Below are 19,091 nucleotides of genomic sequence, written 5' to 3'. Positions count from 1 at the left end.
CGCGATGCACGCGATGCACTGGGTCGCAGCCCGAACGGTCGTCCGGGCTCCTCCTGGTCGACGCTCTTCCACTTTGAGCGCTGCGCAACCTGTCTCCAGGCTGACGATCCCATGCGCACGCCGTTCATCTGGCCGATCCTAGAGCGGTGAGGAGCGGGAAACAGCGCGTCCGAACGGGCGCGGCGACGAACGAATGGAGAGTATATGCGTAAATTCATCCTGATCGGCCTGATGGCCGCCACCGCCCTTCCCACCGCCTTGCCGACCGCGGCGAGCGCACAGACCCGGCGCGAGGTTCGCGAAGACCGGCGCGACTTGCGCGAAAGCCGCCAGGAGCTGCGCGAGGACATCCGCAGCGGCGAATCCCGAGGCGAGATCCGCCGCGATCGCCGGGAAGTCCGCCGTGACCGCCGCGAGCTCCAGCGCAGCCGCGCCGCTTATGTCGCCCCGGTGCGCGGCTGGCGCTACCGCGCCGTCGGCCCGGGCTACCGCCTGCAGCCGGCCTTCTACGGATCGCGCTATACGGTCTCCGACTACCGTAGCTACCGCCTGCGCGCGCCCGGCGCCAACCAGCGCTGGATCCGCTACGGCGACGACCTGCTGCTGATCAACGCGCGCAACGGCCGCGTGCTGCAGGTGCTGCGCAACCGCTATTGATCGATGGAAGGAGTGGGCACGTTCCGGAAATCGCGCTCACTCCTTTCCCCCTCGCTACCGCCCGCTTGTGCCGGGAACATGGCTCCCGCGTTTCGGCGGGGGTGCTGAGGGCCTGATCATCTTAGGTTGGACCGTTTAGCTCCGACCTGAGGTGTGAATCAGGCTCTGAAATCGATCGACGAGAAGCATGGTTCACGAGTCAGGCTGATTCAGCCTGTTCGATCGTTCTCTAGTACCATCCGAAATCCGCATCATCGCGATCAAGACTTCGGCCGCCTGTCCATTGGCGCGATCCGCGGATCGGAATACTGCACGTGATCGGGGTTCCCGGAACCCAGGCCTTCCCCGCTGGCGTTGTCGACCCGGACCGAATAAAGTCCTTCGTCCGGATCGATCGCGACCACGCCGAATTTTGGATCGATCGCCTCATGTGCGACGCCCAGGATGCGGGCCGCGTCGGCAAGGGATGGCTGTCCATCGCACTGGAATTTTAGCAGGAAAGCCAGTTGATCCTCCTAAAGACCTAATCGTATCGCCGTCGCCGCGGGACGGACGATACCATAGCCATAGTCCCGGTTCCATCCGGCGGTCCCGCCACCAACCAGCACCGCATCGGTTCGAAGTTCACGAGCCAGATCCTTCGGTGCAAGGCGGCTTGGCGGAAGCTTGGTGCGCAAGGCTGCGACGGCGCCCGCCGCGACGGGACATGCAGCCGATGTACCGCTGTCCTCGGTCCCGGCGCCGAACGCTTCGGAACCCAGAAAGTGGGTATAGCTGGTCAGATCGGGCTTCGCGTGAGCCATCCCCGCGATACCCGGGCCCTGAGAAGAATATCCCACACGTCGGTCGTTGATCGTCGCGCCGGCGACCGTAATGACCTCGGGATGCGCGTTGGCGCCGGTGATCGAATTGCGCACTTGGCCTTGGCACCGTCCATCCGGGCAGTCCTTGCCGCAATTTCCCGCCGCAAAAAGAATGTCGGCACCGCTGCGTGCCAGCGATCCAACGATGATGTTGAACGGATGGCTTCGATTGTCGGCGTAGCGACCTGGGTGACCGGCGGGAAGATCCCAGCTCTGATGATACATTCCCCAACTGTTGCTGATTACAAGCGAACGGTATCGCCGCTGGCTCAGCGGGAGGCGCATCATGGTAAGAAGCGTGGAATAAGCTTGCAGAGCGTCGCTTAGAAAGCCGTCCATCGCGCTTCTTCCGGAGGTCGTGGAGAGCAGTATCGGAAAGTCCAGCAGGGTAGCGTCCGGGGCCGCGATCAGGGCGTCGAAGGCGCACATCGTACCGTGGTCGACCGGATAATTGCCTGGCAATCCTGCGCCCGCAGACCAGGTGAGGCTCGGATCCAAGGCTGGCGTCAGGCCCTTCGCCTGCAGGTGCGCAAGGTTGATCCCGGTGTCCATGATAGCGAGCGCCACGCCACGTCCGCTCAGTTTTCGGGCGGCCAATGTCGCGACATCCAGCTTACTCGCTACATCATGGGCCTGTCCGAGCGGGCCGACCGCGCAGCCGGGCGCCAGCGTCGTCGAGATGCGCGGATCTGCAAAGATCCGCGAGCCGTTGATCGCCGACACACCGTCCTTGGCGAGACTTGAATAGGCTGCTTCGTCTATTTCGCCGCGGACCACGAATTCCGGCGCGCGCGCCGCGCTCATGCTTGCGACCAACCCCGTCGCACCGATGCTCGCCAGGGGAACCGCAGGGAAAGCGGGATCGATATCCACGTTGCTCGGCAGGCCCCTCGGAGACGCAGCGATGGACGCCACCTGACCCATTGCAAAAGCACTTGCCGATTCTCTCAGAACCTCTTGCGCGGGCAGCACCGCCAGAATGCGAACCTTGCTCATTTCCATTCTCCCTTTGCGTGGCGCGATGCAGACGCGCGTCGGGAGGATAATCTCGGCCTCGCAATGGGTGCGTGACGGGGATCACGCAGACCTCGTCCGCATTGCACCACCGAAACAACGCCGGTCCGCCGTTCGCCCGTGGCGACCCTGGCGAAGTCTTGCACCGCCGGGGTTCGACGCTTCCGGAACGCTGCGATGTCGCCGTGCAGCTGACACCGTTTTTAGTTTTCCACCTGTGACGTTGCCCCCCGTAGGCGCCGAAGCGTTTGGGGGAGAATCGAAAAGGGCGGGGACGGGTCCAGACGGTGCGGGGTGATCACCACGCCTGGAGCTGAAGGCGCTGAGCAGCGCGAAATCATGCGGCTGAACTCGCTCCACCCATGCAGCCGTCGCGGGGAGTTTCCGCTGAGCGAGCAGGGGAGCGGAGACAATCCGTCGACCCTGCCCACCCCAACCCCTCCCTGAAGGGGAGGGACTTAACGCTTGGGTCTCTTTACCCCCTCGCCGCGACGAGCTGCTTCTCCAGCCCGTCCAGCACCTGGTAGCAGGGCAGCACCTGCACCACGCTGCTGTTCGGCTCCCGCCCCTCGCGGATGGCCGCCACGAATTCGCGGTCCTGGAGCTCGATTCCATTCATCGAGACGTCGACCTTTGTGACGTCGATCGGCTCTTCCTTGCCGTTCACCAGGTCGTCGTATCGGGCGATATAGGTGCCGTTGTCGCAGATGTAGCGAAAGAAGGTGCCGAGCGGGCCGTCATTGTTGAAGCTCAAGGAGAGCGTGCAGATCGCCCCGTTGGCGGCCTTCAGCTGGATCGACATGTCCATGGCGATGCCGAGCCCCGGATGGTGGGGGCCCTCGATCGCATTCGCCTGCACGATCGGCGCGCCGGCCTGGTAGGCGAACAGGTCGACGGTGTGCGCGGCGTGGTGCCAGAGCAGGTGATCGGTCCAGCTGCGCGGCTCGCCCTTGGCGTTGATGTTGCGGCGGCGGAAGAAATAGGTCTGCACGTCCATCTGCTGGATGGCGAGCTCGCCGGCTTTGATGCGGTTGTGGACCCATTGGTGCGACGGGTTGAAGCGGCGGGTGTGGCCGCACATCGCCACCAGCCCGGTCTCGCGCTGCTTCGCGACCACCGCTTCGGCATCGGCGAGGCTGTCGGCGAGCGGGATCTCGACCTGGACGTGCTTGCCCGCGTCGAGGCACTGGATCGCCTGGGCGGCATGCATCTGGGTCGGCGTGCAGAGAATGACGGCGTCCACGTCGTCGCGCTTCAGCGTTTCGGCGAGGTCGTCGGTGACGTGGCCGATGCCATATTTGTCGGCGACCTTCTGAGTCGCCTCAAGGGTGCGGCCGACCAGCGAGGTGACCTCGACCCCGTCGATCTTCTGCAGTCCGTCGAGATGCTTCTCTCCGAAGGCGCCGGCACCGGCAAGGGCGATTCTCATGGTCTCAAGCTCCTATCGTATATTGAAGCAACGGTACGGCCTGCGGCCGCTCCCTTGCTTCAAGGTTCGTTGACGCACATTCGGGCGGCCAGGTAAGTACCGGCAGGCAATCCCCCTCAGCCGGCCGCCGTTTCGGCAGGTGCGTCAGCGGCGACCGGCTCGAGCACGATATGGCCGACCGCGGTGTTGCTGGCGGGGACGTGGTAATGACGGTGGAGGGTGCGGGTGCGGGCGCCGAGGGCGCCGCGCATGATCAGCCACATCACCATCTCGATCCCTTCCGAGCCGGTTTCGCGCAGATATTCGATGTGCGGAATGTGGCGCAGCTCCTGGGTGTCGCCTTCGAGGCGATCGAGGAAGCGATTGTCCCATTCCGCATTGATCAGGCCGGCGCGCGTGCCCTGGAGCTGGTGGCTCATGCCGCCGGTGCCCCAGACCTGCACGTTCAAATCCTCGGGGAAGCTTTCGACCGCGCGGGCGATCGCCTCGCCGAGCGCCCAACAGCGATTGCCCGACGGCGGCGGATAGGTGACGACGTTGACCGCGAGCGGGATCACCCTGGCCGGCCACGCCTCGACTTCCCCGAACATCATCGTCAGCGGCACGGTGAGGCCGTGATCGACGTCCATCTCGTTGATGATGGTCATGTCGAATTCGTCGAGGATGCAGCTTTGCGCGATGTGCCAGGCGAGATCGGGATGCCCCTCGACCACCGGCACCTTGCGCGGGCCCCAGCCCTCGTCGGCCGGCTGGAAGCGCTCGGCGCAGCCGATCGCGAAGGTGGGGATGATCCGCATGTCGAAAGCGGAGGCGTGATCGTTGTAGACCAGGATGACGACGTCCGGCTTCTGCTCGCGCTCGAACCTCTTGGTCCATTCGTAGCCGGCGAAGGCGGGCGCCCAATAGGCTTCCTCGGTCTTGCCGAGATCGGCGGCGACGCCGAGCGCGGGAATGTGGCTGGAGGCGATTCCGGCGGTGATGCGGGCCATGTCAGCGGGGTCCCTTCTCGTCTTCGGGCGCCTCGCGGGGCGTATCGCCCGGCGGACTGGTGCCCTCCCGCAGCGACCGCACGCCCTCCGGCGAGCGGCCGCCGGCGATCATCATTGCCTGATAGTCCTCGACGCTCATCCCGGTCATCGTGCTCACCGCCTGGAGGAAGGAGAGGCCGTCGGTCGAGAAGACCTTGGCGAGGAAATAGATGTTGCCGCCGAGATCGAGCAGCCGGTTGTAGTCGCGGTCGAGGACAGCCTGCTTCTGCTCCTCGGTCATTTGCCATTGATCGAGATAGGCGCGCTCGTCGGCCTTCCAGCGCTCGCGATTTTCGGCCTTCATCAGGCTCATCGCGAACTGGTTGAGGTGATAGCCGGCCCGCGCCCGCTTCGCGGTGTAGACGCGGGTCCCGGGAATGTCGTCGAACTCGGCAAGGTAAGCGTGGATGTCGCGGGGCTGGTTCACCGGCCCTTCTCCTTGAGCTTGGCGTCGAGGCGCGGGAAGACACGGCGCGCATTGCCTTCGAAGATGGCGTGGCGCTGGTCGTCGGAGATCGGCAACGCGTCGATATAGCGCTTGGTGTCGTCGAAATACTGGCCGGTCTGCGGATCGATGCCGCGGACGGCGCCGACCATTTCAGAGCCGAACAATATGTTCTTGGTGTCGATCACTTCGGCGAGCAGATCGATGCCGGGCTGGTGGTAGACGCAGGTATCGAAATAGACGTTGTTCATCACATGGGTGTCGAGCGACGGCTGTTTGAGCATGTCGGCCAGACCCCGGTAGCGCCCCCAATGATAGGGCACCGCGCCGCCGCCATGCGGGATGATGAAGCGCAAGGTCGGGAAATCCCGGAACAGATCGCCCTCGATCAACTGCATGAAGGCGATCGTGTCGGCGGCGATGTAGAAGGCGCCGGTGGCGTGCAGGCCCGGATTGCACGAGCCCGAGACGTGGATCATCGCCGGCACGTCGAGCTCGACCATCTTCTCGTAGATCGGATACCAATAGCGGTCGGTGAGCGGCGGGTGCCGGAAGTGGCCGCCGCCGGGATCCGGATTGAGGTTGCAGCCGATGAAGCCGAGCTCAGTGACGCACCTCTCCAATTCTTCCACGGAGCCCGCCAAATCGGCCGCCGGCGATTGCGGCAGCATGCACACCCCGGCGAAAATGTCCGGGTAGAGCGCCACGCAGCGGGCGATGAGATCGTTGTTGGCGCGGGCCCAGGCCTTGGAGACGCTCTCGTCGCCGACATGGTGGGCCATGGCCGAGGCGCGCGGGCTGAAGATGGTCATGTCGGCGCCGCGCTCGCGCAGCAGGCGAAGCTGGTTCGTCTCCAGAGTCTCGCGTATCTCGTCGTCGGAGATGCTGGGGTAAGGCGGCGGCGCGGTGCCGGCCTTGAACGCGGCCTTCTGCAAGTCGCGCCAGTCGTTGTGGGCCGCCGGCGCGGTGGTGTAATGGCCGTGGCAGTCGATGACGAGGCTCATGCCGCATCCGCCTTTCTGTCGGTGATGGTGGCGATCTTGGCGGCGAGCCCGGCCGGCGCGGGGGCGATGCCAAGGCTGCCGAGCGCGCGCTGTCGCACGGCAGTGGCGCGCGACATCGCCGGATCGACGCCGAGATCGGCGAGCGTCTTCACCACTTCCTCCAGCTCATCGGCGCGGCGCCGGCCGTGGACCAGCATGCGATCGAGATTGTAATCGGCGCGCTCGGCCCACGGGCGCAGCTTGTCGCTGGCGTCGAGCGAGGCGAGCACCTCGCCGGTGACTCCGGCGGCCTCTGCGGCGAGCATCGCCTCGGCGGTGAGCGCCTCCAGGCCCTTGACGATGACCGAGCGGATCATCTTGATCGACGACGCCTCGCCAACCTTGGTGCCGACGACGCGGACATTGGCGAAACCGAGGCCGGCAAGCGCGCGGGCGGCGGCGGGCGCCTCGCGGCCGCTGAGCAGAAGCGGCACGGCGAGGCGGGCGGGGTGGACCGGCGCCATGACAGCGACGTCGACATAGCAGCCGCCGGCCGCCTCGATCGCCGCGGCCGCCTGACGCTTGGTGCCGGGCGAGACGGAGTTGAGATCGCAGAACAGGGTGCCGGGGCCGATCGGCGGTGCGGCGTCGCGGGCGACGGCGAGCGCCTGATCGGCGGTGACCAGGCTGAGCACGCAAGCGGCGCCGAGCATCGCCTCGGCCAGCGAGGCGGCGCCGTCGACACCGGCGCGGCGATAATCGGCTTCCTTGGCGGCGCGGGTGGCCGGGTCGTCGGTGAGGCGATCGTAGGCACGGACGCTGCCGGTCCAGCCGGGAGCGCCAGCAAAGGCCTGCCCCGCTTCGCCGAAGCCGATCAAGGTGACGGTGTGCGCCATGAGATCGGCTCTGCGGCAGGTCGGCCGCACGCGCCAATCAGAAGCACGTCCGCCTCATTAGCCGAAGCTAAGTCTGCGCTCCGGCGATGCGCCCGGCCTCGGCCTCGACGGCGGCGACGAAGCGGCGCTGGAGCGGGGTTGGCCGCCAGCCGGCGCGGGTGGTGAGGCCGATCGTGCGGCTGGGATCGCCGGGCGCGCTGCCGATCCGGCAGATCCACTTCGCCTCGAGCTCGACCGCGACCTGATCGGGCGAGAGCAGGGTCAGGAAATCGCTCTGGATCAGCAATTGGCGGACGACGATCACCGAGCCCGACTCGATCGCCACTCGCGGCGGCGCCACCGCGCCGAGCTCGAACATCCGGCGCCATTGCGCGCGCAGCGGCGTGCCTTCGGGCGGCACCACCCAGGCGAAGCGGGCGAGCTCCGCCGTCGTCGGGGCGGCGTTACGGCCGGCCAGCGGGTGGCCGCTGCGGCCGAGCACCACCGGGCGGTCGACGAACAGCGGCTGCTGGACGAGGTCGTCGCCGGGGGTCGGATCCCGGAGCGCGCCGAGCATCAGATCGATCTCGCCGTCGCGCAACGGGCCGACCAGCTCGACATGCGAGCCCTCGGCGATCGAGATGTCGACCTGCGGATGATCGCGGTGGAAGGCGGCGACCGCATTGGGCAGCAGGCGCGCACGCGACAGCGGCATCGCGCCGACCGCGATCCGCCCGACCTCCTGCCCGCGCAAGGCGGCGAGCTCGCTGAGCGCCGCCTTCAGTTCGGCCTCGGCGAGGCGGAAACGGCGGGCGGCGCCGGCGCCGCGGGCGGTGAGCGCGATGCCGCGGCCGCGGCGCTCGACGAGGCGATGACCGAGGCCGAGCGCGAGATCGGCGACGGCGCGGTGGAGCGAGGCTTCGCGGATGCCCGTCTCGGCCGCGGCGGCGACATAGCTGCCGCCCCGCGCCAGCGCCATGAACGCCCGCATCTGCGGACCGGTGACCCGCGGGCTGCCGATCAGAGCGAGCGCAGCAGCGGCGCGCGGGGCGAGGATGCGGGCAGCGTCGGTCGGCTCCATGCCGCCGGGCCGTCGCTCGAACAGCGGCAAACCGAGGCCGCGTTCGAGCTTCAGGACGCCCTGGGTGATTGCGGGCTGGGTAAGATTGACCCGGCGGGCGGCGGCGCTGAGGCTTCCGGTCTCGGTCGCGGCGACTATCGCCTGCAGGTGCCGGAGATTGAGATCGGACGCGTCCATGCGCCCAGGCTTAGCAAAAACTTATCGGATGCGCAGGCTTCGCATTTGCGGTGTGGGGCAAGCGGTTGCACGCCCATGGCAAGGCAAAGGAGTTCGCAATGGCAGGGATCGTCGTCCAGAATTTCGAGCGCACCCCGCTGGGGGTGGTCGACGGGCTCGCGAACGCGGGGGTCGCCACCGTGCACGAGGCGCAGGGACGGACCGGGCTGCTCGGCCATTACATGCGGCCGATCTATGCGGGCGCGCGGATCGCCGGCACTGCGGTGACGATCTCGGCGCCGCCGGGCGACAATTGGATGGTCCATGTCGCGATCGAGCAATTGCGCGCAGGTGACATCCTGGTGCTGGCGCCGACCTCCCCGTGCGTCGACGGCTATTTCGGCGACCTGCTCGCCACCTCGGCCATGGCGCGCGGCTGCCGCGGGCTGGTGATCGATGCCGGCGTGCGCGATATTAGAGACCTCACCGAAATGGGCTTCCCGGTCTGGTCGAAGGCGGTGTTCGCGCAAGGTACGGTCAAGGCGACCCTGGGATCGGTCAACGTGCCGGTCGTCTGCGCCGGCGCCGCGATCCGGCCGGGCGATGTGATCGTCGCCGACGATGACGGCGTCTGCGTGGTCGAACGGGAACGCGCCGAAGAGGTGCTGGCCAAGGCGCAGGCGCGCGAAGCGGCCGAGGAGGACAAGCGCCGGCGGCTGGCGGCGGGCGAGCTCGGCCTCGACATTTACGACATGCGCGGCAAGCTCGAGAAGCTTGGCCTGAAATATGTCTGAGCCGAATTCGGGCGTGCGCTGCATGTGGATGCGCGGCGGCACCTCCAAGGGCGGTTTCTTTCTCGCCGCCGATCTCCCCGCCGACCCTGCCGAGCGCGACGCCTTGCTGCTCCGGGTAATGGGATCGCCCGATCCGCGCCAGATCGACGGCATGGGCGGCGCCGATCCGCTGACCTCGAAGGTCGCAATCGTGTCGAAATCCGAACGGCCGGGGATCGACGTCGACTATCTGTTCCTGCAGGTGTTCGTCGACCAGGCCCTGGTTACGGACGCGCAGAATTGCGGCAACATCCTCGCCGGCGTGGGCCCGTTCGCGATCGAGCGCGGCCTCGTCGCCGCTGAGGATGGCGAGACCGATGTCGCGATCTTCATGGTCAATACCGGGCAGGCCGCGGTGGCGACGATCCGCACGCCCGGCGGCGTCGTCACCTATGCGGGCGACGCGCGGATCGACGGCGTGCCGGGGACGGCTGCCCCGGTTCCGGTCGAGTTTCGCGACACGGCGGGATCGTCGTGCGGGGCCCTGTTGCCGACCGGCAACGCAGCCGACGTGATCGAGGGTGTCCGCTGTACATTGATCGACAACGGCATGCCCTGCGTAGTGATGCACGCCGAGGATGTCGGCGCGACCGGCTATGAGGATCGCGACACGCTCGACGGCGACACCGCGCTCAAGGCCCGGATCGAGGCGATCAGGCTCAAGGCCGGGCCGATGATGAACCTGGGCGACGTCGCCGCCAAATCGGTGCCGAAGATGATGCTGGTCGCCCCGCCGCGGGGCGGCGGCGCAGTCACGGTGCGCAGCTTCATCCCCCACCGCGCCCATGCGACGATCGGCGTGCTCGGCGCAGTCAGCGTCGCCACCGCCTGCCTGATCGACGGATCGCCCGCGGCCGAAGTCGCGAACATCCCCGAGGGGCACAGGAAGACGCTCTCGGTCGAGCATCCGACCGGCGAGATGAGCTGCGTGCTCGAGCTCGATGATCAGGGCCAGGTGGCGAGCGCCGCCCTGCTGCGCACCGCCCGCAAATTGATGGATGGAGAGGTTTTCGCATGAGCCGCACACAGACCTGGGTGGATGCGCCTTCGAAGCCGCACTGGACCCCGCCGCCCGGCGCGGTCGACGCCCATGTCCATGTGTTCGGGCCCGAGGCCCAGTTTCCGTTCAGCCCCAAGGCCAAATATCATCCCGAGGATGCGACCCCGGAGATGCTGTTCGCCCTTCGCGACCATCTCGGCTTTTCGCGCAACGTCATCGTCCAGGCGAGCTGCCACGGCACCGACAATGAAGCGACCCTCAACGGCATCGCCAAATCGAACGGACGCGCGCGCGGCGTCGCGGTGGTTGATCCCGACATCGGGCTCGACGACTTGAAGACGCTGCACGCGGGCGGCATCCGCGGCGTGCGGTTCAATTTCCTCAAGCGGCTGGTCGACAACGCCCCCAAGGACAAGTTCCTCGAGATCGCGAAGAAGATCGCGCCGCTCGGCTGGCACGTCGTCGTCTATTTCGAGGCCGACATCCTGGAAGAGCTGGTTCCCTTCCTCGAGGCGATCCCGACCATCGTCGTCGTCGACCATCTCGGCCGCCCCGACATCGCGCAGGGGCCCGACGGTGCCGACATCACGCGGTTTAAACAGCTGCTCGACGAGCATCCGACGATCTGGACCAAGGTCTCGGGCGCCGAGCGGCTGTCGCCGATGGGGCCGCCGTTCGACGATTTCGTCGAGGTCATCCGCCCGGTGGTCGAGCGCTATCCGGACCGGGTGCTGTGGGGCACCGACTGGCCGCACCCGAACATGGAGCATCGCATCCCTGACGACGGCACCCTGGTCGATGTCATCCCGCGGATCGCGCCGACGGCGGAGCTCCAGCGCAAGCTGCTGATCGACAATCCCGAGCGCCTTTATTGGCCCGAGCGCCTTTCCGGGAACGAGCGGGCGTGAGCGAGCGGCGCAGCATTGGGCCGCTGAGCGTCGGGCCGATCGGGCTCGGCTGCATGTCCTTGAGCCACGCTTACGGCCATCCGCCGGCGCACGACCATGCGGTGCGCCTGCTCAATCGCGCGCTCGATCTCGGCTATGATCTGCTCGATACCGCGGCGCTCTACGGCTTCGGCGTCAACGAGGAGTTGATCGGGGAGGCGGTGGGGCATCGCCGCCGCGAATTCACCCTCGCGTCCAAATGCGGGATGCAGGGCGTCGATGGGAAACGGGTGATCGATGGCCGTCCGGAGACATTGCGACGCACGCTAGAAGACTCGCTGCGGCGGCTGCGCACCGACGTGATCGACCTCTACTATCTCCACCGCTGGGACAAACAGGTGCCGATTGAGGAGTCGGTCGGCGCGCTCGCCGAGATGGTGCGCGCGGGCAAGGTGCGGGCGATCGGGCTCAGCGAGGTCTCGGCCGACACCTTGCGGCGGGCGCATGCGATCCACCCGATCGCGGCGGTGCAGAACGAATATTCGCCCTGGTCGCGCAACGTCGAGCTTGGCGTGCTCGAGGCAACGCGGGCGCTCGGCACCGCCCTCGTCGCCTTCTCGCCGCTTGCCCGCGGCTTCCTCGCCGGGGCGATCCGCTCCGCCGATCAATTGGTCGAGGGTGACATCCGCCGTTCCATGCCGCGCTTCCAGGGCCCGAACCTGGCCGCCAATCTCGCCCTGCTCGCACGCTTCGAGACGCTTGCGGCGGAAGCAGGATGCGCGCCGGCGCAGCTTTCGCTCGCATGGGTGCTGGCGCGCGGGCCGCATGTCGTCGCGATCCCCGGGACGACCTCCCAGGTCCATCTCGACGAGAATTTCGGCGCCGGCCGTGTCGCGATCGACACCGATCTGATCGCCGCGATTGACTCGCTGTTCACGCCGGAGGCGGTGGCCGGGCCGCGCTATCCGGCCGCGACCCAGGCCGAGATCGACACCGAGGACTTCGCCCCTTCAGGAGGAAATTGAGAATGCGGACCCAGGTCGCCATCGTCGGCGCCGGCCCGTCCGGGCTGCTGCTCGGCCATCTCCTCCGCCAGGCCGGGATCGCCTGCGTCGTCGTCGAGCGGCAGACGCCCGATTACGTGCTGTCGCGGATCCGCGCCGGCGTGCTCGAGACGGTGACTACCGATCTGATGGCGCGGCTCGGCCTCGATGGGCGGATGAACGCGGAGGGGATGATCGAGGAAGGGTTCAACCTCGCCGACGGCGAACGGCTGATCCGGATCGACGTCAAGGCCCTGACCGGCAAGCATGTCATGGTCTACGGCCAGACCGAGCTCACCCGCGACCTCATGGCGGCAGCGCCGGACCGGGGTCTCGACATCGTCTACGCAGCCAGCGACGTCGCTTTGCACGGTCTCGAAAGCGACGCGCCTTGGATCAGCTTCCAGCAGGGCGGCGAAGCGTGCCGGATCGACGCCGATTTCATCGCCGGCTGCGACGGCTTCCACGGCCCCTCGCGCAAGGCGATCCCGGCCGAGCGGACCCGCGAATATGAACGTGTCTATCCGTTCGGCTGGCTCGGCATCCTCGCCGACGTGCCGCCCTGCCATCCCGAGCTCATCTATTCGAACGGCCCGCGCGGCTTCGCGCTCGCCTCGATGCGCTCGCCGACGCGAAGCCGTTACTATATCCAGGTGCCGCTGACCGAGCGGATCGAGGACTGGCCCGAGGACCGCTTGTGGGACGAACTGGCATTGCGCTTCGACGGCATTTCCGAGCGCGGGGTAAGGCGTGGGCCGGCGCTCGAAATTTCGATCGCACCCTTGCGGTCCTACGTGTTCGAGACGATGCGCCACGGCCGCCTGTTCCTCGCCGGCGATTCCGCCCACATCGTCCCGCCGACCGGCGCCAAGGGCCTGAACCTCGCCGCTTCCGACGTCGCCTATCTCTCGGACGCGCTGATCGCGCATTATCGAGGCGGCGAGGACAGGGCGCTCGACGCCTATCAGCAGACCGCGCTGGCGCGGATCTGGAAGGCGGAGCGGTTCAGCTGGCAGCTGACCAAGCTGATGCACCGCTTCCCCGAAGACGGCGCGTTCGAGCATCGCATGCAGATTGCCGAGCTCGATTATGTCGCGCAGAGCAAAGCGATGCAGACCGCGATCGCGGAAAATTACGTCGGGCTGCCGCTCTAGTGCCTGCCGCCATCGGAGTGTCGCCCTCCAGACCCTGTCCGCTGCATTGACGATGGATCGGCAACATTGCTCTTCCTGCACCCGGTCGCATTAGGCTGTTCGGATCGGAAGCTTTCGGAAGACGACTGCCGCACGCAAGGCACCGCAGCGGAAACTCCGCAGCGCCGTCACAAGCGGGCGAAGGAGAGCGAGAGGACCTTTCGGGCGTAACATCCATGAGCACGTCCCAGGCGAGTGGTCCTGCTGGAAACCAGCTCCTCACCCGTTCGGGCTGTGCTTGTCGAAGCCCTCCACTTCCGGCACGCAGCTGAAGGACTGGGACGTCGTTGCACAGATTGCGGCGATTAAGCTTGACGATCGCATCGCCGCAGCGTGCACCGGCGCGTTGCTGCTTCAACCCGTCAGGTCTTGGATGCCCTCCTTCTCGTCAACAGCGTCCCGTCACAGGCAGTTCGTTTTCCTCTCTGTCCTCGCGGCCATCGCCGGTCTGCCGGGCGTCGCACTGGCGCAGGAGCAGGACACCGGCGGGCAAACAGAGGCGGAGGAAGGCGAGGAAATCGTCGTCCAGGCGACGCGCTTCGGCCGCCGTGTGCAGGATGAGCCGATCCGAGTCGAGGTGATCGGCCAGGAGGAGATCGCGGAGAAACTTCTGATGACGCCCGGCAACATAGCGATGCTCGTGGCCGAGACGGGCGGGCTGCGGGTGCAGGTAGCCTCGCCGGCGCTCGGCGCCTCGAACGTGCGGGTGCGCGGGCTGGAGGGGCGCTATACCCAGATCCTCTCCGATGGACTGCCTCTTTATGGCGGACAGGCGATCGGTTTGCTTCAGATCCCGCCGACGGACCTTCGCCAGGTGGAGGTGATCAAGGGCGCAGCCTCGGCGCTTTACGGTCCGGCTGCGCTCGGCGGCGTGATCAATCTCGTCTCGCGGCGCCCCGGCGAGGTGGCGGAGAGCGAGTTCATCGCCAATGCGACCAGCAGGAACGGCCAGGATCTGACCGGCTATGCTGCGACCGCACTGGCCGATGGCTGGGGCACCTCGATCGTGGGCGGGTACCATCGGCAGAGCCGGCAGGATCTCGACGGCGACGGGTGGGCCGACATGCCCGGCTATGAGCGAGTCACCTTTCGACCGCGGATCTTCTGGGATCGCGGCGACGGTGTGAAGGCATTTCTGACCGCCGGCGCGATGACGGAGGACCGGAAAGGCGGGACCCTGCCCGGGCGAACGGCGCCCGACGGAAGCGCGTTCGTCGAAGCCCAGAACAGCACCAGGCTGGACGCGGGCTTCGTCGGCCAGATGCCTCTCGAGGGCATCGGCACGGTCCACCTCCGCGCGTCGGCCATGAACCAGGAGCATCGCCATCGCTTCGGCGACCTGGTCGAGGACGACCGGCATTCCACCCTGTTCGCGGAGCTGTCGCTCGCCGGCACCGCGGGCGACACGTCGTGGCTGGCGGGCTCTGCCCTGCAGGTCGATGCCTATCGTTCGAGGACGTTCGCGAACTTCGACTACACCTACACCGTGCCGGCCCTGTTCGCGCAGATCGAGCAGACACTCGGTGAAGACGTCACCCTTGCCGGAAGCGCCAGGCTCGATGTCCACGACGCGTTCGGCACCCGCCTCAGTCCGCGCCTCTCGGCGCTCTATCGGCCGGGCAACTGGACGATAAGGACGTCGCTCGGCCGGGGCTTCTTCGCGCCGACGCCGTTCGTCGAGGAAATCGAGGCGACGGGCCTGTCGCGCCTCCAGCCGCTCGACAGCCTGAGGGCGGAGGTCGCCGACACCGCCTCGATCGACGTCGGCTATGCAATCGGCGGCACCGAGGCCACCGCCTCCCTCTTCGGGTCGCGGGTCGAGAATGCGGTCCGCCTCGACGAAGTCGGCGCCGATTCCGTGCGCCTCGTCAACGTCGAAGGCACGACGCGGACCCGCGGCATCGAGTTGCTGCTCCGTCAGCGCCTCCGCGATGTCAGCGTCACCGGCAGCTACGTCTACATCGACGCGCGCGAGCCCGATCCATCCGGAACGGGGCGACGGGCAGTGCCACGCACGCCACGCCACAGTGCCGGCGTGGTCGCCATGTGGGAGAAGCACGGCACCGGCCGGATCGGCGTCGAGGCTTATTATACGGGCCGTCAGCAGCTCGACGACAATCCCTATCGATCGAGGAGCCGGCCCTATGTCGAGCTCGGCCTGCTAGGCGAAATCGCGCTCGGCCGTGCCAGCCTCTTCCTCAATCTCGAGAACATCCTTGGGGTCCGACAGACGAAATACGATCCGATCCTTCGCCGGCGGCGTGCAGCGGATGGGCGCTGGACCGTCGATGCCTGGGGGCCCACGGACGGCTTCGTCGCCAACGGCGGCGTGCGGCTGCGCTTCGGCGGAGAGTAGACGGCCCAACATCGCGGTCGTCGGTCTACGTACCTCCGCCGTACCCGTGAGCTGACCGGATCCCTGCGATCGACATATCGGGCGGGAGAAATCTCCGCGAAGGCCGCGGCGGAAACCCGTCGGAGTTGCTCTTGGTGCTTTGGTGGGTGGTATCGCCGCGCGCCCATAAGCGATCTGGCCTACATAGCTGTCGTTGCCCGCCGATCGCGGCGCTGGTCAGTTCCCCAAGCGGTTCACAGGAGGGGGCGAGCGCGCCCCGCGGGGGCGCGCTCGCCGCATCGTCACTGGCCGTTGATCAGCCCATCCTTCTGGGCGTTCGACATCGCGTCCGCATTCACGTCGGCATCGTCGATAGCCTCTTCCTTGGCGCCACCCGCGGCGCGGGTCGCATCGGCCTGCGCCTCGGTCGCGTCCTCGGCAGCGCCGCTCTGGTTGTCGGCGATCTCGTCGAGAATCTCGGCCTTGTTCTCGGCGGCCTCGGCCGCCTGATCGCCAAGCTTGTCATCGCCCTTGCCGCCGCATCCGGCGAGCGAAAGTGCCCCGAGTGCGGCCGCTGCCAGCAAGATTTTGCGCATCTAAACGTCCTTGTTCCAGTGTCGATACGATCCCAACGCAGCGACGCTGCTCCAGGTCCGGCGTTCGGGCTGCACCCTCGTTTCCCGGACGTGTCGCGTCTCACCTTCGCCGGGCTTCAGATCGGCCGGCCAGGCGCAGGTTGGATCGAAAAAGTGCGCGAGCAGCCGAACAAAACGGTCGTCCGCTTCGTGCCCAGCTCGGCGCAGTCGGTCCGCTCTCAGCGGGCCTGAGCGAGCGCGACCGCGTCCGGGCCTGCCGGGAAGCGAAGTTGACCAGCCGTGTCGTGCGCCGCTTGCCAGATGGCTTCGGCGACTTCGCTTTCCCTGGTCGTCATCACCGGGTTTGCGAACGCCTCCAGGATCGGCCGCGCGAATTCGGCATAGTCGCCGGGCAGCAGATCCTCGATCGGAACGATCGCATTCGCTCCGAACCGGGTCGTCGGCGCATAGCCCGGCTCCACCAGCTTCACGCGCACACCGAAATAGGCGAGCTCATGGGCGAGCGAGCCGGAAAAGCCCTCGATCGCCTGCTTGGTGCCGGTGTAGAGGGCGGCAAGCGGGAACTCGCCCAGGGTGACGCTCGACGTCACGTTGACGATCGTGCCCGAACGTCGCGCGCGCATCTGCGGGATAACGGCCTGGCACATCGCCATGACGCCGATCGTGTTGGTCTCGACGAGCTGGCGGATCATCGATTTCGGCATCGCCTCGAACGCTCCGACCCCGCCAAGCCCGGCATTGTTGACGAGCACGTCGATTGGCCCTGCAGCCTCGGTCAGCGCCGAGAGGCTCTCTTCGCAGGTCACGTTCAGCGCAAGCACGCGCAGCCGGTCTGAGGTGCCGAACGTAGCGGGATCAGGCCTCCGCATCGTTGCGACGACATTCCACCCGCGCGAGAGAAAGAGCTCGGCGGTCGCCTTGCCGTAACCCGACGAGGTTCCGGTGATGAGGATGGTCTTGGTCATGTCGATCTCCGTGGGTTCAGTGCATCGGAAATAGACAAAGCGTGGTTGGACGATCTATGGGATAACGTCCATGAATATTGATGAATCGTCCAGATATGGATCCGCTGAGTGAAGTCGTCACCCTGTTGCAGCCGAGCGCTGCAGTCTCCAAGCCGATCGAAGGGCGGGGGCGATGGGGCGTGCGCTACGCGGCCTACGACGCTCCGGGCTTCACGATCGTCCTTGCCGGAGCCGCCTGGGTCACGTTCGACGGCAGAGCGCCGCAGCACATTGCGGAAGGCGACTTCCTGCTGCTGCCGACGACCCCGGCCTTTTCGCTGTCCAGCGCGCCGGGCATCGCCTGCAGGCTCGCAGAACCCCGCGGCGAGGCAGTACGCCATGGCGAGCAAGGCGGCGCGCCCGATTTCGTCGCTCTGGGCGGCAGCTTCTCCTACGAACGGGCAAACGCGGCGCTCCTGCTCGGGCTGCTTCCTGAGCTGGTCCATATCCCCGCTTCGCAAGGGCGCGGGACGCGGCTCGGCCGCCTGATTGCGTCGCTTTCGGAGGAATGCGCCTCCGACCATCCCGGCAAGCAGCTGATCGTGCATCGGCTGCTCGAGGTGCTGCTCGTCGAGGCGTTGCGGTGGAGCGGCTTTAACGACCTGGCGCCTCCCGGGCTGCTCGGCGGGATGCGCGACCCGGCGATCGCCAGGGTGCTCGGCGCAATGCACTCGGACGTGGGCGCGAAATGGACGCTCGCCAAGCTCGCCGGGGTAGCCGGCATGTCGCGATCGGCCTTTGCCGCGCGCTTCGCCGAGAAGGTGGGATGCGGGCCGTACGCGTATCTGGCCGCCTGGCGAATGGCGCTCGCGAAGGATGCACTCACCCGTCGGACCAAATCGCTCGAGCGCATCGCCTATGACGTCGGATTCGAGTCCGCCAGCGCCTTCAGCACCGCGTTCCGCAAGCGGTTCGGCTGCGCACCCGGGAGCTTCGCTCGCGAGCCTCGGCCGTGAGCCGGCGATGCGCGGTCAACACATCCGGGGTGGGTGCGCAATTCGCCGCCGCTCAGCTGCCGATTCCCAGAAGGAAAGTCCTGATAGCGCCACATCTCGACTGCCGGAGAATCAATCAGGAGGATGCGCCCCTCACGTCGACGCCTTTGACGTCGCCGAAACGCACCGCATAGAATGACGCGATGCAGCCAGCCGCGGTATTTGAAACGATTTCCCAGCGGAATGATCCCGAGCCAAGGATCGACCTGCACCGCAAAGACACCGAGGCGAAGATCACTCTCGCCGCTGCAAGCCTGATAGCCCAGTACATCCTGAGCTCTGGCGACATCGTCTTGGTGCTGGACGAAGACAGCCCTTATGAAGAACAACTTCATCTCGTTCTGGTTCGGGATACGACCATCCTGGACCATCTTGTAATCGGCGCGCCCTTCGCAAGCGGCATCTATCGGGAGACAGAGCTGGGGGATGATGTTCTCGCGTTCGGCTTCTCGGGCGATAGCGATTACGTTCTAGGTGTCCGTGAAGGCTGGTTTTTTCGCCGCTCCCTTCTGCCCGCCGGTGTACGAAGACAGGGTCTCTGGTCGTCTCCTCAGCAGCTCACATTGTCCGTCCGGCAGCCGTCGTGAAGAGCACGGGCTTGCCGATGTGCTGATCGTCGAGGTGATCGCCAGCCGGGAGCTGATCCGCTCCGGCCGCGATCCAGCCAACGTGGC

The 19,091-nt window shown here is 66.8% G+C and carries 18 protein-coding genes; 9 read left to right on the top strand and 9 right to left on the bottom strand.

Features of this window, described 5'->3' with window-relative positions; all coding sequences use genetic code 11:
* The first annotated feature begins 204 nt into the window (after positions 1 to 204).
* Complete coding sequence (locus C7I55_RS07405) at positions 205 to 657, top strand: RcnB family protein (RefSeq protein WP_106512229.1); 453 nt, start codon at positions 205 to 207, stop codon at positions 655 to 657.
* A 515-nt stretch (positions 658 to 1,172) separates the two neighbouring features.
* On the opposite strand, the gene C7I55_RS07395 is transcribed toward C7I55_RS07405, so the two are convergent.
* The 7 genes from C7I55_RS07395 to C7I55_RS07365 all read right to left on the bottom strand — a co-directional run bounded on the left by C7I55_RS07395 (position 1,173) and on the right by C7I55_RS07365 (position 8,552).
* Positions 1,173 to 2,516, bottom strand: a complete 1,344-nt coding sequence (locus C7I55_RS07395; protein ID WP_158266316.1) for a S8 family serine peptidase — start codon at positions 2,514 to 2,516, stop codon at positions 1,173 to 1,175.
* 493 nt (positions 2,517 to 3,009) lie between these two features.
* Positions 3,010 to 3,963, bottom strand: a complete 954-nt coding sequence (locus C7I55_RS07390; protein WP_106512226.1) for a Gfo/Idh/MocA family oxidoreductase — start codon at positions 3,961 to 3,963, stop codon at positions 3,010 to 3,012.
* A 116-nt stretch (positions 3,964 to 4,079) separates the two neighbouring features.
* Entirely contained in the window at positions 4,080 to 4,952 is an 873-nt protein-coding gene (locus tag C7I55_RS07385) for a class III extradiol dioxygenase subunit beta (RefSeq protein ID WP_106512225.1), read from the bottom strand.
* A 1-nt stretch (position 4,953) separates the two neighbouring features.
* Entirely contained in the window at positions 4,954 to 5,418 is a 465-nt protein-coding gene (gene ligA, locus C7I55_RS07380) for a protocatechuate 4,5-dioxygenase subunit alpha (RefSeq protein ID WP_106512224.1), read from the bottom strand.
* Positions 5,415 to 6,440, bottom strand: a complete 1,026-nt coding sequence (locus C7I55_RS07375; RefSeq protein WP_106512223.1) for an amidohydrolase family protein — start codon at positions 6,438 to 6,440, stop codon at positions 5,415 to 5,417. The genes ligA and C7I55_RS07375 overlap by 4 nt, the downstream gene beginning before the upstream one ends.
* Positions 6,437 to 7,315 (bottom strand): NAD(P)-dependent oxidoreductase, encoded by an 879-nt coding sequence (locus tag C7I55_RS07370; RefSeq protein WP_106512222.1) that lies wholly within the window; start codon positions 7,313 to 7,315, stop codon positions 6,437 to 6,439. The genes C7I55_RS07375 and C7I55_RS07370 overlap by 4 nt, the downstream gene beginning before the upstream one ends.
* 67 nt (positions 7,316 to 7,382) lie before the next feature.
* A complete protein-coding gene (locus C7I55_RS07365) occupies positions 7,383 to 8,552 on the bottom strand; it encodes a LysR family transcriptional regulator (protein ID WP_106512221.1) in 1,170 nt (389 codons plus the stop codon).
* 98 nt (positions 8,553 to 8,650) lie between these two features.
* Between C7I55_RS07365 and ligK the strand changes: the two genes are divergently transcribed.
* From ligK to C7I55_RS07335, 6 genes are all read left to right on the top strand, one after another.
* A complete protein-coding gene (ligK, locus tag C7I55_RS07360) occupies positions 8,651 to 9,325 on the top strand; it encodes a 4-carboxy-4-hydroxy-2-oxoadipate aldolase/oxaloacetate decarboxylase (RefSeq protein ID WP_106512220.1) in 675 nt (224 codons plus the stop codon).
* Positions 9,318 to 10,382, top strand: a complete 1,065-nt coding sequence (locus tag C7I55_RS07355; protein ID WP_106512219.1) for a 4-oxalomesaconate tautomerase — start codon at positions 9,318 to 9,320, stop codon at positions 10,380 to 10,382. The genes ligK and C7I55_RS07355 overlap by 8 nt, the downstream gene beginning before the upstream one ends.
* Positions 10,379 to 11,272, top strand: a complete 894-nt coding sequence (locus C7I55_RS07350) for an amidohydrolase family protein (RefSeq protein ID WP_106512218.1) — start codon at positions 10,379 to 10,381, stop codon at positions 11,270 to 11,272. The genes C7I55_RS07355 and C7I55_RS07350 overlap by 4 nt, the downstream gene beginning before the upstream one ends.
* The gene (locus C7I55_RS07345) at positions 11,269 to 12,276 is read left to right on the top strand and encodes an aldo/keto reductase (protein ID WP_199192751.1); all 1,008 of its coding nucleotides are present in this window, start codon (positions 11,269 to 11,271) and stop codon (positions 12,274 to 12,276) included. Before C7I55_RS07350 ends, C7I55_RS07345 begins: the two co-directional genes overlap by 4 nt.
* 2 nt (positions 12,277 to 12,278) lie before the next feature.
* Positions 12,279 to 13,448 carry a 4-hydroxybenzoate 3-monooxygenase gene (gene pobA, locus C7I55_RS07340; RefSeq protein ID WP_106512217.1) on the top strand — a complete coding sequence of 390 codons (1,170 nt, stop codon included), beginning with the start codon at positions 12,279 to 12,281 and terminating at the stop codon, positions 13,446 to 13,448.
* Positions 13,449 to 13,860: 412 nt separating this feature from the next.
* A complete protein-coding gene (locus tag C7I55_RS07335; RefSeq protein WP_106512483.1) occupies positions 13,861 to 15,843 on the top strand; it encodes a TonB-dependent receptor plug domain-containing protein in 1,983 nt (660 codons plus the stop codon).
* A 281-nt stretch (positions 15,844 to 16,124) separates the two neighbouring features.
* Here C7I55_RS07335 and C7I55_RS07330 read toward each other — a convergent pair whose 3' ends face one another.
* Positions 16,125 to 16,418, bottom strand: coding sequence for a hypothetical protein (locus C7I55_RS07330; RefSeq protein ID WP_106512216.1), 294 nt, complete (start codon positions 16,416 to 16,418; stop codon positions 16,125 to 16,127).
* Between the two features lie 218 nt (positions 16,419 to 16,636).
* Positions 16,637 to 17,383, bottom strand: a complete 747-nt coding sequence (locus tag C7I55_RS07325; protein WP_106512215.1) for an SDR family oxidoreductase — start codon at positions 17,381 to 17,383, stop codon at positions 16,637 to 16,639.
* Between the two features lie 95 nt (positions 17,384 to 17,478).
* Between C7I55_RS07325 and C7I55_RS07320 the strand changes: the two genes are divergently transcribed.
* Both C7I55_RS07320 and C7I55_RS07315 read left to right on the top strand, forming a co-directional pair.
* A complete protein-coding gene (locus C7I55_RS07320; protein WP_106512214.1) occupies positions 17,479 to 18,378 on the top strand; it encodes a helix-turn-helix transcriptional regulator in 900 nt (299 codons plus the stop codon).
* A gap of 182 nt (positions 18,379 to 18,560) precedes the next feature.
* Complete coding sequence (locus C7I55_RS07315; RefSeq protein WP_106512213.1) at positions 18,561 to 19,004, top strand: hypothetical protein; 444 nt, start codon at positions 18,561 to 18,563, stop codon at positions 19,002 to 19,004.
* Positions 19,005 to 19,091: the final 87 nt, after the last annotated feature.

It is taken from the genome of Allosphingosinicella deserti, from assembly GCF_003012735.1.
Lineage (GTDB): Bacteria > Pseudomonadota > Alphaproteobacteria > Sphingomonadales > Sphingomonadaceae > Allosphingosinicella > Allosphingosinicella deserti.
This window is presented reverse-complemented; position numbering and strand designations above follow the sequence as displayed.